This is a genomic window from Lactiplantibacillus xiangfangensis (assembly GCF_001438845.1).
In the GTDB taxonomy this organism is placed as follows: domain Bacteria; phylum Bacillota; class Bacilli; order Lactobacillales; family Lactobacillaceae; genus Lactiplantibacillus; species Lactiplantibacillus xiangfangensis.
This window is the reverse complement of record NZ_JQCL01000103.1, coordinates 101,503-115,639: the sequence shown is the minus strand read 5'-3', so window position 1 is coordinate 115,639 and position 14,137 is coordinate 101,503. Positions and strand designations below refer to the sequence as shown.

14 protein-coding genes are annotated in these 14,137 nt (G+C 46.3%); all 14 read left to right on the top strand.

All coding sequences use genetic code 11. From position 1 onward, the window contains the following. Window positions 1-5 precede the first annotated feature (5 nt). The 14 genes from yidD (at window position 6) to IV64_RS13070 (ending at window position 14,024) form a co-directional block, all read left to right on the top strand. Window positions 6-278 carry a membrane protein insertion efficiency factor YidD gene (gene yidD / locus IV64_RS13135; RefSeq protein WP_057707718.1) on the top strand — a complete coding sequence of 91 codons (273 nt, stop codon included), beginning with the start codon at window positions 6-8 and terminating at the stop codon, window positions 276-278. Then, window positions 262-489, top strand: coding sequence for a DUF2969 domain-containing protein (locus IV64_RS13130; protein ID WP_057707716.1), 228 nt, complete (start codon window positions 262-264; stop codon window positions 487-489). The genes yidD and IV64_RS13130 overlap by 17 nt, the downstream gene beginning before the upstream one ends. 97 nt (window positions 490-586) lie before the next feature. Beyond that, the gene (locus tag IV64_RS13125; RefSeq protein ID WP_057707714.1) at window positions 587-1,789 is read left to right on the top strand and encodes an FtsW/RodA/SpoVE family cell cycle protein; all 1,203 of its coding nucleotides are present in this window, start codon (window positions 587-589) and stop codon (window positions 1,787-1,789) included. A 32-nt stretch (window positions 1,790-1,821) separates the two neighbouring features. Next, on the top strand, window positions 1,822-2,118 hold the full coding sequence (locus IV64_RS13120; RefSeq protein WP_057707712.1) for a glycine cleavage system H family protein: 297 nt from the start codon (window positions 1,822-1,824) through the stop codon (window positions 2,116-2,118). 381 nt (window positions 2,119-2,499) lie between these two features. Continuing rightward, on the top strand, window positions 2,500-3,531 hold the full coding sequence (locus tag IV64_RS13115) for a methionine ABC transporter ATP-binding protein (RefSeq protein ID WP_057707710.1): 1,032 nt from the start codon (window positions 2,500-2,502) through the stop codon (window positions 3,529-3,531). Next, window positions 3,524-4,216 (top strand): methionine ABC transporter permease, encoded by a 693-nt coding sequence (locus tag IV64_RS13110; RefSeq protein WP_057707708.1) that lies wholly within the window; start codon window positions 3,524-3,526, stop codon window positions 4,214-4,216. Before IV64_RS13115 ends, IV64_RS13110 begins: the two co-directional genes overlap by 8 nt. Before the next feature lie 26 nt (window positions 4,217-4,242). Beyond that, window positions 4,243-5,061 (top strand): MetQ/NlpA family ABC transporter substrate-binding protein, encoded by an 819-nt coding sequence (locus IV64_RS13105; protein WP_057707707.1) that lies wholly within the window; start codon window positions 4,243-4,245, stop codon window positions 5,059-5,061. 305 nt (window positions 5,062-5,366) lie between these two features. Further along, window positions 5,367-6,296: an L-lactate dehydrogenase gene (locus IV64_RS13100; protein WP_057707705.1), complete on the top strand. Its 930-nt coding sequence runs from the start codon at window positions 5,367-5,369 to the stop codon at window positions 6,294-6,296. 190 nt (window positions 6,297-6,486) lie between these two features. After that, on the top strand, window positions 6,487-7,458 hold the full coding sequence (locus tag IV64_RS13095) for a DUF2785 domain-containing protein (RefSeq protein ID WP_057707703.1): 972 nt from the start codon (window positions 6,487-6,489) through the stop codon (window positions 7,456-7,458). 21 nt (window positions 7,459-7,479) lie between these two features. Continuing rightward, entirely contained in the window at window positions 7,480-8,517 is a 1,038-nt protein-coding gene (locus tag IV64_RS13090; RefSeq protein ID WP_057707701.1) for a zinc-binding alcohol dehydrogenase family protein, read from the top strand. A gap of 96 nt (window positions 8,518-8,613) precedes the next feature. Further along, window positions 8,614-9,726: a D-alanine--D-alanine ligase family protein gene (locus tag IV64_RS13085; protein ID WP_057707699.1), complete on the top strand. Its 1,113-nt coding sequence runs from the start codon at window positions 8,614-8,616 to the stop codon at window positions 9,724-9,726. A 150-nt stretch (window positions 9,727-9,876) separates the two neighbouring features. Next, window positions 9,877-11,334, top strand: coding sequence for a glycerophosphodiester phosphodiesterase (locus IV64_RS13080; protein WP_237757350.1), 1,458 nt, complete (start codon window positions 9,877-9,879; stop codon window positions 11,332-11,334). Window positions 11,335-11,782: 448 nt separating this feature from the next. Then, a complete protein-coding gene (locus IV64_RS13075; RefSeq protein WP_057707697.1) occupies window positions 11,783-12,679 on the top strand; it encodes a helix-turn-helix transcriptional regulator in 897 nt (298 codons plus the stop codon). 163 nt (window positions 12,680-12,842) lie between these two features. Further along, window positions 12,843-14,024 carry a serine hydrolase gene (locus tag IV64_RS13070; RefSeq protein ID WP_057707695.1) on the top strand — a complete coding sequence of 394 codons (1,182 nt, stop codon included), beginning with the start codon at window positions 12,843-12,845 and terminating at the stop codon, window positions 14,022-14,024. Window positions 14,025-14,137: the final 113 nt, after the last annotated feature.

Here is a 14,137-nt window from a genome sequence, read left to right as displayed (position 1 = left end):
CACCCATGAAGCGGCTATTAATGAAAGGCATTCGTTTTTATCAACGGGCCTTTTCTGCGTTTTCACCGGCCCACTGCCGGTACCAGCCAACTTGTTCTAACTACGCGTTAGGGGCAGTTGAAAAGTTTGGCTGGTTCAAGGGTAGTCTCATGGGAATTGCCCGGGTTTTACGGTGTCAGCCGTTAGTTAAGGGTGGATTAGACCCGGTTCCGGACAATTTCACGTTGCGCCGTAACCCGCTATTTAGGGAGGATAAAACGAGTGTCAAAAAAAGATAAATCAATTTCTGTGACTTTAAACGAAACCAAGGTCAACGACCAAACGGTAACGGAAGTCCTAATTGGCAAACAAATCATTGGTCAGGTCATCCAAAATGGTGACCGCTATGAAGCCGAAATGATGAGTGATAATCAACCATTTGCGCACAGCAAGTCGTTTGATGAAAGCTTACAAGAAGTTTTGTCGGCCTATCACTTACACAAAGGCTAATTTTTAGTAAACCTTCAACCTGGTTCCGTTTACTCGGGGCCAGGTTGTTGTATAATTAAACGTATCTTAAAGGAATTAAAATTAAGGAGCGTTATTTGTGGCAGAACAATCTAGACTCCGTGGTCAAGAAGACTCACGAATTGACTGGGGTATCATATTTTCAGTGATGATGCTAGGCTTGATCGGGTTAGCCTCGATCTACGTTGCCGCCGTACACGACTCAAGTTCTGTGAACGTGACGAAACAGGTTATTTCACAGTTGATGTGGTTCGTGATTGGGACGGCGTTGGCTGTCATCATCATGCAGTTTGATTCAGAACAGCTCTGGCGGGTCGCTCCGATTGCGTATTGGTTCGGGATATTTCTATTAGCGGCCGTTTTGATCTTTTATAGTCGGCCAATGTTTAATAGTACCGGGGCCAAAAGTTGGTTTGGGGTTGGCTCGCTGACCTTCCAGCCTTCAGAAGTCATGAAACCGGCCTTCATCTTAATGATGGGGCGGGTCGTGACGATGCATAATACGGAAAATCCGACGCACACCACGGCCGGCGATTGGCAGTTGATTGGGAAACTGGTCGCGTACATGGTACCAGTTGCCGTCCTACTAAAGTTACAAAATGACTTTGGGACGATGTTGGTGTTCTTTGCCATCTTAGGTGGGGTCATCCTCGTCTCAGGAATTTCTTGGCGGTTACTCGCACCAACGTTTACGGTGGTGTTTGTCGTTGCTGCGACGGCTTTATATTTAGTGATTTCGAATAGTGGTCGTCACATTTTGGAAGCACTTGGTTTCAAGCAGTACCAGTTCGCACGGATTGATACTTGGTTGAATCCATCGACGGATACGTCCAACAACGCGTACCAAGTTTGGCAAAGTATGAAAGCCATTGGTTCCGGACAAATCACGGGACGCGGGTTCAACGTGTCCCACGTGACCGTACCGGTACGTGAATCTGATATGATTTTCTCCGTGATTGGTGAAAACTTCGGGTTTGTTGGGGCGGCCGTTGTGATCTTGCTATATTTCTTGTTGATTTACCAAATGATCCGGGTGACTTTTGATACTAAGAATGAATTTTATGCTTACATCTCAACTGGGGTTATCATGATGATTTTGTTCCACGTGTTTGAAAACGTTGGGATGAGTATCGGACTGTTACCGATGACCGGGATTCCATTGCCGTTTATCAGTCAAGGGGGCTCAGCTTTAATTGCTAACATGGCCGGGATTGGACTAATTATGTCGATGCGGTACCATTACAAGTCATACATGTTTAGTCGTAATGACCGGTTTGAATAGTTAAAAAATTTTAGGAAAGCATGGTGTTAAGTATGAGTGAAGACGCAAATTACTTTTGGACTAAGGATGTTGATGGGCGGACGCGGTTAGGATTAACTAAGGCGGCCCATGAAGCTTTGGGTGAAATCAAATACGCAGAGTTACCCGCTGTGGGTGACAAAATTAGTCAGAAATCTGCTTTTCTAAGTGTTGAAGCAACTAAGGCGGTCTCTGAATTTAACGCGCCGATCAATGGCACGGTCGTTGCCGTAAATCCGGCGCTATCCGCTAACTACGACGCGTTAAACAGTGTTGAAGACGGGGTTGCATGGTTAATCGATGTGGACTAATCTGGAACTCTTGACAATCAGAATGTTGGTCGGGTATACTCAGTACATCGAGCAACATTAACAATTGATTAAAAAATTTATCATTTTGAAAAGATGAGTACGTGGTTATGATCACTTAGAGAGTCCCCGGTTGGTGCAAAGGGATTGATCATGAAGCCGAAGATGGTCTTGGAGTAATGAAGTCTGGTGAGCGAATTCGTAAGTCAGGCTTGAGTCGCACCCATTATCGTGCGGAGTTTGTTAGAACTCTTGAGACAATTAGTGTGAGCTAATTGTAAAAATAGGTGGTACCACGAGACCGAGCTTCTCGTCCTGTTGATAATTATGACTGTAATTATCTGCAGAACGGGAAGCTTTTTTTATGTGTAAGGAGGAATTGAATTGATTGAATTTAAAGATGTGACGAAAACCTTTGATGCCAAACAGGGGAGTGTCCACGCGGTCCAAGATGTTAATTTAAAGATCGAGGACGGACATATTTATGGAATCGTTGGTTATTCTGGTGCTGGGAAGAGTACGCTAATGCGGATGCTGAACGGGTTGGAAACACCAACGAGCGGTTCGGTCAATATTGACGGGGTTGAGATTTCCGCGTTGAGTGGAGCACCGTTACGGGAACAACGGCACAAAATTGGCATGATTTTCCAACATTTTAATTTACTATGGTCACGGACCGTCTTAGAAAATATCATGTTTCCACTAGAGATTGCGGGTAAAAGTAAAGCTGAAGCGAAGCAAAAGGCTGAACATTTAGCCGAGCTAGTTGGACTAGCTGGCCGGGAAACGGCTTATCCTTCAGAATTATCCGGTGGACAAAAGCAGCGGGTGGGAATTGCCCGGGCGTTAGCGAATGATCCGCAGATCTTGTTATCCGATGAAGCCACCAGCGCGCTGGACCCGCAAACAACGGATGAGGTTTTAGATTTATTATTATCGATTAACCAGAAATTACACTTAACCATTATACTGATCACACATGAGATGCACGTGATTCGTAAAATTGCGGACCACGTGGCCGTGATGGAGGATGGTAAGATCGTTGAAAAGGGGCCGGTCTTAGAAGTCTTTAAACGGCCAAAACAAGCGGTTACAAAACGCTTCGTTAATGAAGAAGTGACGCCGTCCTTAAACGATACCACGGTTGTTGTGGATCAGTTGTTAGCCAAGTATCCAAACGGGACGATCGTTAAGCTGACGTTCCACGGTGACCAGGCCCAATTGCCAATTGTTTCGGAAATGTTGAAGCAGTATCCACTGGACTTGAACATTATCGAAGGTGGGATTCACCAAACGCAAGAAGGTGCCATCGGGTCACTCTACCTCCAATTGACGGGGGACAAGGTGCAAATTGATGGGGCACTGGCCTACTTACAAAAGATGCGTGTAGAAACGGAGGTATTGAACCGTGAATAGTCAGGGATTAAGTTCGTATTTTCAATTCTCAAACGTTGATTGGGGGAACATGTTCTCCGCGACTTGGGAAACGGTGTGGATGACCGTTGGTTCAATGATCATCGTCGCAATCTTGGGACTGGCCTTAGGACTGCTACTATTTGAAACAACGAATAGTCACAATCCGTTGGTCAAAGCTTTAAACTGGCTAGTTGCGTTGTTCGTGAACGTTTTCCGGTCGATTCCGTTTATCATTTTAATCGTGCTATTATTGCCGATTACCCAAAAATTGGTCGGAACGATTATCGGACCACGCGCAGCGTTACCTTCATTGATCATTTCTGCCGCACCGTTTTATGCTCGGATGGTTGAATTAGCCTTTCATGAACTCGATCACGGGGTCGTGGAAGCGGCTGAATCCATGGGTGCAACGCGTTGGCAGATTATTCGCAAGGTCTTGTTACCAGAAAGTATGCCAGCGTTGGTATCCGGAATTACTGTCACGACCATCAGTTTGATTGGTTATACGGCCATGGCCGGTGCGATCGGTGCTGGTGGGCTGGGAACCCTTGCGTATCAAGATGGGTTCCAGTCGAACAATAATGCGATTACGTTAGTCGCAACGGTGATTATCGTGATTATTGTGTTTATTTTCCAATTCATTGGGGACTGGGCCGTTCGTCGAATCGATAAACGGGCAAATTAAGAGCGAATTTTTAGGAGGTATTTGAGATGAAAAAAAAGGGAATTTTAGGATTATTAGCAGTTGCAGCAACCGCCTTTCTATTAGTGGGATGCGGTAAATCATCGTCAAGCAATACCATTACAATTGGGGCTTCCTCAGTCCCACACGCTGAAATTTTAAAGCACATTCAGCCGCAACTTAAAAAAGAGGGCGTTGATTTAAAGATCAAAGTCTTCCAAGACTACGTATTACCAAATAAGGCATTGGCATCAAAGGAATTGGATGCTAACTATTTCCAACACGTGCCATTTTTAAAGAATTGGAACAAGGAAAATAATGGGACCCTCGTTTCCGCAGGGGCCGTGCATTTGGAACCAATCGGTGTCTTTTCTAAGAAGGTCAAGAACTTAAAAGACTTGAAGAACGGCGCAACCGTCCTGGTCAGCAGCAACGTTGCCGATTACGGCCGGGTCTTAACGTTGTTTAGAGACGCTGGGTTAATCACTTTAAAGCCCGGAACGGACTTAACGTCAGCTAGTTTCAATGATATTAAAACGAACAAACGCCACCTGAAGTTCAAGCATTCGTACGAACCTAAGTTAATGGCGCAGTTCTACAAGAACAACGAGGGTGACGCGGTCGTCATCAACGCGAACTACGCGGTGCAAGCCGGTTTGAACCCAACTAAGGACGCCATTGCGTTGGAAAAATCAGATTCACCATACGCAAACATTGTGGCCGTTCGAAAAGGCGATCAAAACAAGCCAGCCATCAAGAAGTTGATGAAGGCGTTGACGTCTAAGAGTACCCAACAATGGATTAAGACGAAGTACAAGGGTGCCATCATGCCCGTATCTAATAATTAGAGTGTGACAACAGTCGCTGATTTCACGTTAAGCGGAGCAAACTGCCTGTTGTCACACGTTTCGACCGTAATAATCGTAAAGCTGTTCAGAAATATTTCTGAACGGCTTTTTTGAGTTTTTGTGCCAGATTTTTGGTCCCGCCCGAGCGACACCTGCTAGCGGAATCTTAACTTACGAAAAACAAGTAAATTGGCTAGAAAGATTAATTTATTAAAATCGCATGAGACCGCGCCCTGCTTGACTTTGAGCGTCCTTCAAGGTACGCTAAACGGAGTAAAATAAACTACAGAATTGGGGTTTGCACAATGCGTAAATATGGTGTAATCGGGTTAGGACAAGTCGGTGCGACCGTTGCTTATACGTTGGTCCAACAAGGGACCGTTGACGAATTAGTTTTAATCGATAAGAACGAAGCGTTAGCGACTGCTCAAAAACTTGATTTAGATGATGCTTCGGCACGACTAAGTTCAACCACGAAGATTATTTTAAACGACTACTCGGCGTTGGCTGATGCGGAAGTTTTAATTATTGCTTCGGGGAATATTAAGGCAATCGATATGACTAGTAGCAAGGGTCGCTTTGGCGAGTATGACTCTAACCAAGCCATTGTGCGTGACATTGCGCCCAAAATCGTGGCGTCTGGTTTCAAAGGAATTTTGATTGATATCATGAACCCGTGCGATGTTATGACGGATTATTTGCAACGCATGACGGGCTTTCCACGTAACCGGGTATTCGGAACGGGGACGTTCTTGGATACGGCACGGATGCAAAAGTACGTTGGTCAAGCGGTGCATACGAATGGGAAAAACGTGTCGGGCTACGTTTACGGTGAACACGGGAACTCTCAGTTCGTTGCGTGGTCAACGGTTAGTGTTAACGGTCAACCAATTCAAAACTTTGAAGGCTTAGATTTAAAGGCGCTTGAAGAGGATGCACGGCAGGGGGCGTTTGCCGTGATGGCTGGGAAACATTACACGAACTTTGCGATTGCGACCTGCGGGGTTCGTTTAGCTGAAGCCGTCAGCGCGGATGCGCAGTTAGCTTGCCCCGTTTCAGCATACGACCCAGACTTTGGGACGTACGTGGGGATGCCAGCGGTCATTGGGAAGAACGGGATTGAGTCCTTGATTAAACTTGATTTAACTGCGGACGAACGCCAACAATTGAGTGCATCGGCTAAGTTCATCAAGTCGCAAGTGGATATCTTGCCCCAACCAACGGTCAAAAATTAAATTAGAACACAATTGAACGGGTGGAGACCACCATGGGCGGGTTACTGGATGGCATAATTGCTATGATCAGTAACGCGCCCCTTTCATCTAAGAAAATCCTAGCGTTTCTGTTAGAATCAGTCGTCTTCCATGGGCAAGCACTTGGTCAACATGCTAAAATAGAACTTAAATTGGATATTACGAGGTCATTATGCAAGCAGAAAAATTAGCGCAAGTAAAAGCTTCAGTATTAGAAATTAGACAAGAATTACGAGCTGGCAAGTTATACCAGTCACTACCACAACGCTTGGGAACGGTGATTGATCAGCTAGAGCCAACGCCGGCAACGACGGTCAGCACGCCTGAAGACGATATTCTGGATTTAGTTCAGGAATTGCGTACTGGTTTGGATGCGGGGACGTTGACCGAAATTACGGATCAACAGCTTGAACAGTTGCTCAGTCACGTTGGTTCAGTGAACCCAGCTATTCGCGACCGGGGGTGTTACTACCTACTGAACGAAGCGCTGCAACAACAACTGCTGACGGCTGATCAACTCGGCACCATTTTTGATTGGTTAGTTCAAGATGATCAACTATTCGCCCACATCAATGAGCCAGAAAATGACGCGGTTTTCGCGCGGTCCTTTTCCGTGTTGCTCCTGTCCGTATTGTTATACGCCGATCACGCTGGCGTGACGTTTATGACCGATGCGCGACTCCAACAGTTAGTCAGCCAGTTCACGGTCTACGTCTTATTGGAAAATGATACGCGGGGATTTGTTGGGACCCACGGTTGGGCCCACGCCTATACGCACATCGGGAACTTGTTAGACGAACTAGCGGACGAAGCACAATTGGCGCGCGCGGATAAACTATTGATGTTGGCCGCAATCATTAGCCGTTACCAACGGTTGAGTACGCCTTTGATCTACGGTGAGCCGGAACGGCTATCAACATATTTAGCACTCATCACGAATAAGGATGAGTTATACAGCGACTACTTGTTGATGGCGATGAAGGGCTGGCACCGCTCGATGGTGATGCAGCCAGCACCAAGTACGGAAGCGGCGTGGACACGCGTCTTCAACCGGAATCGGTTACTCGAAGCCATGGCGTTGCACGATGATTTTCCAACTGCCGTGGTCGATTATTTGGATGATGAATTGGAATTTTTAGGATAAGTTTGGAAGGAAGTCACAGGGATGCAAGCAAAAGCGGTCGGTCTATATCAAGGATTACCCATTAGTGATCCGGCTAGTTTTCAAGATATCAAGGTTGAAGTTGCACAGCCGCAGGGACGTGATCTGTTGGTTGAAGTACTCGCAACTGCGGTTAATCCAATCGACACTAAACAACGTCAGGGGCAGGTAGCGACTAGCGACCCGCGGATTCTTGGATTTGATGCTGTGGGTAAGGTGCTTGCCGTGGGTGACCGGGTCACGTCGATTATGACCGATGACTTGGTTTATTACGCTGGTGCGGTCGATCGACCAGGCAGCGACGCGCAGTATCAATTGGTTGATGAACGGTTAGTTGCCTTGGCACCCAAAAATTGGTCGGTCGCACAGACGGCGGGTTTACCGTTGACCACGCTGACGGCTTGGGAAGCGTTGTTTGAAAAGTTACCGTTAAAAGCGGAAAAACAAGCCAATCTTGGCAAGACCGTCTTGATCGTTAACGGTGCTGGTGGTGTCGGCTCGATTGCGATTCAGTTAGCCAAATGGGCCGGTTTGACCGTGATTACGACGACTGGTAAACCAGCAACGACAGCGTGGGTCAAGCAGTTAGGCGCCGACGTTGTGCTGGATTATCATGATGACTTAGCCAAGCAATTACAGGCAGCGGGGTACGACAGTGTCGATCACGCAATTATTTTGCATTCAACCGACCTTTATTTACCACTTGTCGCTCCGTTAGTTCGCCCCTTAGGAACGATCGTTGCCGTGGTGACGAACCAGCAGCCGTTGCCAATGGACCTATTGAAGCCCAAGAGCTTGAACTTTGCGTGGGAATTCATGTTCACCAAAGCAAATTACCAGCTCACTGCCATGGCGACGCAGGGGATGATCTTGGCACGGGTCGCTGAGTTAGTGGATCAAGGGGTGTTGCAACCCACGACCAAGCGTGTGCTTGAAGGCATCAACGCGACGAACTTGAAGAAGGCTCACGCGGTCGTTGAATCTGGACAGATGTTAGGTAAGCTTGTACTGACTGCACCGTTTGATGCGGCTAATAACTAAATTATTGATTGCAAAAATGTTTTCAATTGGCGCGACTTATTGTAGAATTGACTAAGCCGTAGTATGAAATAAATCTTGATAGGATGAACATAAATTATGGAGACACAAAAAAAGATCCACGTTGGCTTACTGTTTGGCGGTAACTCTTCGGAACACGACGTTTCAAAGCGTTCAGCGCATAACATTTACGATGCCATGGATAAAACAAAGTATGACATTGACCTCTTCTTGTTGACGAAGGATGGGATCGTCTTGAGTGACGCGGCAACTCGCCGGGTCTTTGCTGGCGAGCCTGAAGATGACGTTGTGGCTACCGAAATGCCAAAATTGGATATGAGTGATCCATTGGCGCCCATCAAGAATTTGGCGTTGGCCAAAGACATTGATATCTTTTACCCAGTCGTTCACGGAAATTTGGGTGAAGACGGGACGCTACAAGGACTCTTTAAATTATTGAAGAAACCCTACGTCGGGAGTGGTGTATTAGCTTCCGCTGCCAGTTTTGATAAGGATATTACTAAGCAAATTTTGACGCATCATCACATTCAAAATACGAAGTACGTCGTTGTTACACCGGAAAACCGGGACCAAATGACTTACGACTATTTACGTGAAAAGGTGGGGGCCCACCTCTTCATCAAGCCGGCTAACCAAGGTTCATCGGTTGGGATTCATAAGGCTGAAAATGAACAGGAATACGTGGATGGTTTGGACGATGCCTTCAAATATGATTACAAGATCTTAGTTGAAGAATCAATCGACAACCCGCGTGAAGTGGAATGTTCGATCTTAGGAAACGAGGATGCCAAAGCTTCTAAGCTAGGTGCAATCGACGTTCCCAAGAGCGATACGTTCTATGACTACAACAACAAGTTTGTTGATGCCAGTGGCGTGAGCTTCGAATTGCCAGTTGAATTACCAGCTGACTTAACCAAACGGATTCAAGACATGTCCTTAGCGGCGTTCAAAGCGTTGGGTCTCAAAGGGATGGCTCGGGTCGACTTCTTAGTTTCAGAAGATGGCGAACCTTACTTGGGTGAAATCAACACGTTGCCTGGGTTTACGAACATCAGCCTGTATCCAAAACTATGGGAAGTTTCAGGGATTAGCTACACTGACCTGATCGACCAGTTAATTCAATTAGGGTTTGATGAATTTAAGCATCAGTCAGAAATCCATTACGACTTTGTCGCGTTGGATGCTGAATAAATAGATCACGAGTTTGTGGTGGCCGGGATGAAGTCCTTTCATCGTGGCCACCATTTTTAGTTGGGAGGTGTAAAAATCTTTGGACCTAATAAAAAAGTAACGCACCTATCAATACGACCAACACTCTGGTGGGGCGCTGGCTTAACGTTAATGTTATTAGTGAAAGTAGCTGGGTTAATGGTTGGTGGCTGGCTCAGTGCCTTGGGGCTAGTTTTGATGAGCGTCTGGTTGCCCGGTTTAGCCGAAGTGAGTGGACAAGCAAGGTGGTCCTGGCGCCAACGCGGCCTAACGTGGGTGCTAGTTGTCCTGACGGGTGTGCTCTGGTTGCCGCTCGGTTGGGGCGGTTATTTAGCAACGCTACAGGCCAGTGTGCAATTGCCGGCCAGTTTGCAAAATGGCATTTTTAACACGCGGTACGAGTGGTTACCCGTTGTAGGGCCACTCTGGGGAGTTGTTTGGCTGTGGTCGATTAAATGGCTACCGAGTTTGCGGCGGCAGTTACAACGCCCAACGAGTTGCCGTGAGTATTGGCTAACGGGCTGGCACGCGTCTTGGTGGGCAGCGGTTAAGCAGGTGCTACGACTCCTCCCGTGGGTGGCTGCTTGGTTTGGAATTGGGGCTGTACTAGCCGGCAGTGTTTGGTTAATCGAGTTAATCCAACCAAGTTGGGGCTATTTAATGGCCGTGCTTAGTGAAGCGTTCTTACAACTACTCGCTTGGTGGGGTGTCTGGCAACTATGGCGTCGCTACTGGCCACAACGAGTCATCACGGGTGCGAGTCGGTGGGTCCAGCTGATCTTGGTCATTATGGCGGTCAGTTATGCGGGTTGGTGGTTACAACCAGTCTCAGGGCCGCTACCAGCTGTAATCGCACACCGCGGGGTCAATGGACCGGACGGGGTGCAAAACACCATCAGTGCGTTGCGACAGACAGTTAAGCAGACCCAGCCCAACCTGGTCGAAATGGATATTCAGCCCACGGATGATCACCATTGGGTCGTGATGCACGATCCGGACTTACGGCATTTGGCTGACCGTCCGGGGCCTGTTCAGCATTACAAATTAAAGCAGTTGGACGGCATCACGTTATCGGAAAACGGGCAACGTGGGCAGCTCAGTTCCTTTAAACAGTACTTGACGGTTGCTGAAAAGCTCCGTCAGCCGTTGCTAGTTGAGGTGAAAGCCCTCGGAGACGCTGCTCAGCTCATGGGCCCGTTTGCGGAGGACTACGGTCAGCGTTTAAACCGGGCTCACGGTGCGGTCCATTCATTGGATTACCAAGTGATTGAGCGGTTACGGCAACGTCAAAGCCAGATACGACTCGGTTTGATCACGCCGTTTTATCTCACCAACTTTAGCCACAGTGTCGCTGATTTTTACTCCCTACAGGCGCTAACGGCGACCCGCGAGCAAGTCAATGCCATGCATCGTGACGGTCACCAAGTCTATTTTTGGACGGTTGATCACCCCTTAGCGATGCAACGGCTATCAGCGATGGGCGCGGATGGTTTGATTACCAATCGGCCCGGAAAGTTGCGGCAATTGCAAGCAAAACCGACCCATTACTATTTTTATCAATTAATTAATTGGTTAGTGGGATGGTTATAAAACGGTGTGAATGACATGAGATCTTGAGTTTGTTATTAAGTCTTTAAGTGATGAATAACTAAGTTTTATCTGAGGAATCCTTGCAGCAATTGAAAGGGACGCTGACTTGATTTCATCACCTATTTTGTACCCGACAGTCAATTTACGTCACTTAATATAAGTTGGTTAACGAACCATAAAACGTGATAATTAATAAATGACCCGCCCTATAAAGCATGGTATAACTTAATATTAAATAAGAATTACTCTTATTTCTTGCTTATAATGTATTATCTGAATATAATTATATGTGTAATTGGTATGGCCCAATTAAATGGTGTCCAACTATTTGAACATGTTACTTGAGGATTGATTCGGTGTTAAGCGACGGTTTGCTTGCGAGTGGGGTCGGGCAAAGCGGATGATCAGATAGAGTTAGTGTTTAGGCAATATAAAAGAGGGGTTTATCATGAGAATATTGGGAGAAAAAGTTCGTCAATTCAGGAAGCGCAAGGGGATGTCCCAAAAGGAACTAGCTGAAGGGATTTGTACGCAGGCAACGATTAGTTTGATTGAAAAAAAGAGCAAAATTCCAAGTATGAAAATTATGATGAAAATTTGTAATCGATTAGGAATTCGTTTGTCCGAAGTCATTATTGAAAATGACGACCAATTATACCGGACTTTCAAAAAAATTGATTTATTGATTCGACATACGAAGTTGGAAGAGGCGCAGGAAGTCTTTACCAAGATTCGGCCTAAGCAGTTACGCAGTAATAGTGATAAGAAGCAGTATTACTATTATGAAGGCTACTTACAACTAGTTTTGAACGATAACGCTGATGAAGCCATTTTCAATTTTGGGATGTTACTGAATCAGTTCGTCAAGTCGAGCCACGACATGTTTGCAATCTTGGCGACCCTTGGCACTGGGTTGGCATACGAACGCAAGCAGTCTTACGACAAGGCAGAAATTTTTGTTAAACAGGCGGTTGCAACGTTGCACACCATGGATGCGCAGGCTGCACCAATCGGTGATGACGATTACTTACAAAATGAAATCTTGATTTACGCTTCGGCGGCCCAATTATATGCCAAGATTAACTTCCCTGAAGAAGCCTTGGAACTCATTGACTTGGCTTTAAAGAAAGCCCAGGATAGTCAATCATTGTACTTGTTGGACCGGTTGTACGCTCAAAAGGCGGCCAATGAAGTTGTATTGAACAATGTTCAAGCGGCCCATGACCATTATTACGTGGCTTACGCGTTGAGCTTAGTCACACATAATGAATTACTGACACAAAAAATTATTAAAGAGATGGCCGAGTACCACATTGCGCCACTAAAAATCGCTAACGAAGCGTAGGAGTTAAAAATACGGTTCGAACATCAATAAAAGGCTGTGATAAATTGTCACAGTCTTTTATTTTGGGCAAGTTGGACACCTGGTTTTACTTGCGTGGTCCGCGAATCTAAGTTTATAATCTGAAAAGATAGTTCGGATGATCAACTCAAAAGGGGAAAATAATTTGTATTGTAAATTTTGTGGCGCTAAAAACGTACCAAACGCAGCTTTTTGTAAAAACTGTGGTCAGCCATTAACGCAATCACGGACGACCGCTGAATCGCAACCGGATCAGCAAAAGGTGACGCAAACTCGTTCAGACCAACATCGTAGTGGGGGCGCACGGCAGCCCAAGAAGCGGGGCCCGTGGCCGTTTATTATTGGGGCGGTGGTCCTGATCGTGGCAATTGGCGGTTACGTTTACTATCAAAATGGTCAATCGGAACAACAAGCAGCACCGTCGACCAAGTCATCGCGAGCCACTAGCAAAGCGACGGTGGCGAAGAAGAATCAAATCTCCCAATCTGTTAAAACGACCAAAGCCCCTAAACCTAGTACGCCGGCCAAGTCGTCGTTTCCTAAGGCGGCTGTCAAACAAGTCGTTGACCAGCAAATGGTCGCGTTAGGCGGGACCAGTTCAGTCGCCGTTGAACCAGTGACGGGAAATGGGGCTGTCGTTAGCCATAACCGGTCACAGCGGGCCGCCAGTGTCATCAAGCTCTTTATCCTAACAACCGTCTACCAACAAGTGGCTGACAAGAAGTTGAATTTAGACAACACTTATCAATTAAAGTCTAGCGATAAAGTCGGTGGCACGGGGACGTTGCAAACTTTACCGAACGGCAGTGATTTAACTTACAAGGAAATCACGAAGCGAATGATCGACGAAAGTGACAATACCGCGGCCAATATTATGATTGATACCGTTGGTGGGTTGCGGGTCGTTAATCAAGAAATTTCACGGTTGGGATTATCTCAAACTAAGCTTGGGCGGCATCTAATGGATACGAACGCGTTACAGGCGGGTAAGGATAACTATACTTCGGTTGAAGATGTCGCGAAGCTTTTGAAGCAGATGTATAATCACCAGCTGGTCTCCAAACAAGCTGATAAGCAAATGCTGGCAATTTTAAAGCAAAACGTCAACCACACTAAGTTACCGCATGACTTACCAAGTGACGCCATCGTTTATAATAAAACCGGAGAATACAATCAGTACGGCGTTCAAAACGACGCGGCCATCATCAAAAATCGGCACGGTGCGTTCGTGGTCGTTGTCTTGTCACAGGATGGTAAGGAACAGACGCAGGTGGCCGCAATGAACAAGTTGGGGTTATCGCTTTATCAGACCATTTTAGAAAAATAGGGCAATGAAGACCAGAGTCTTGTGATATCAAAAAGCTGACCATAGAAAGTCTTTGGATTTTCTATGGTCAGCTTTTAATTGAGGGACTTATGTCACAGTCTCCCAGTTTTATT

Excerpts from the sequence above, each read along its gene's own strand:
- yidD (WP_057707718.1), top strand. The coding sequence starts at position 6 with ATGAAGCGGCTATTAATGAAAGGCATTCGTTTTTATCAACGGGCCTTT.
- IV64_RS13120 (WP_057707712.1), top strand. The coding sequence starts at position 1,822 with ATGAGTGAAGACGCAAATTACTTTTGGACTAAGGATGTTGATGGGCGG.
- IV64_RS13105 (WP_057707707.1), top strand. The coding sequence starts at position 4,243 with ATGAAAAAAAAGGGAATTTTAGGATTATTAGCAGTTGCAGCAACCGCC.
- IV64_RS13100 (WP_057707705.1), top strand. The coding sequence starts at position 5,367 with ATGCGTAAATATGGTGTAATCGGGTTAGGACAAGTCGGTGCGACCGTT.
- IV64_RS13095 (WP_057707703.1), top strand. The coding sequence starts at position 6,487 with ATGCAAGCAGAAAAATTAGCGCAAGTAAAAGCTTCAGTATTAGAAATT.
- IV64_RS13090 (WP_057707701.1), top strand. The coding sequence starts at position 7,480 with ATGCAAGCAAAAGCGGTCGGTCTATATCAAGGATTACCCATTAGTGAT.
- IV64_RS13085 (WP_057707699.1), top strand. The coding sequence starts at position 8,614 with ATGGAGACACAAAAAAAGATCCACGTTGGCTTACTGTTTGGCGGTAAC.
- IV64_RS13080 (WP_237757350.1), top strand. The coding sequence starts at position 9,877 with ATGTTATTAGTGAAAGTAGCTGGGTTAATGGTTGGTGGCTGGCTCAGT.
- IV64_RS13075 (WP_057707697.1), top strand. The coding sequence starts at position 11,783 with ATGAGAATATTGGGAGAAAAAGTTCGTCAATTCAGGAAGCGCAAGGGG.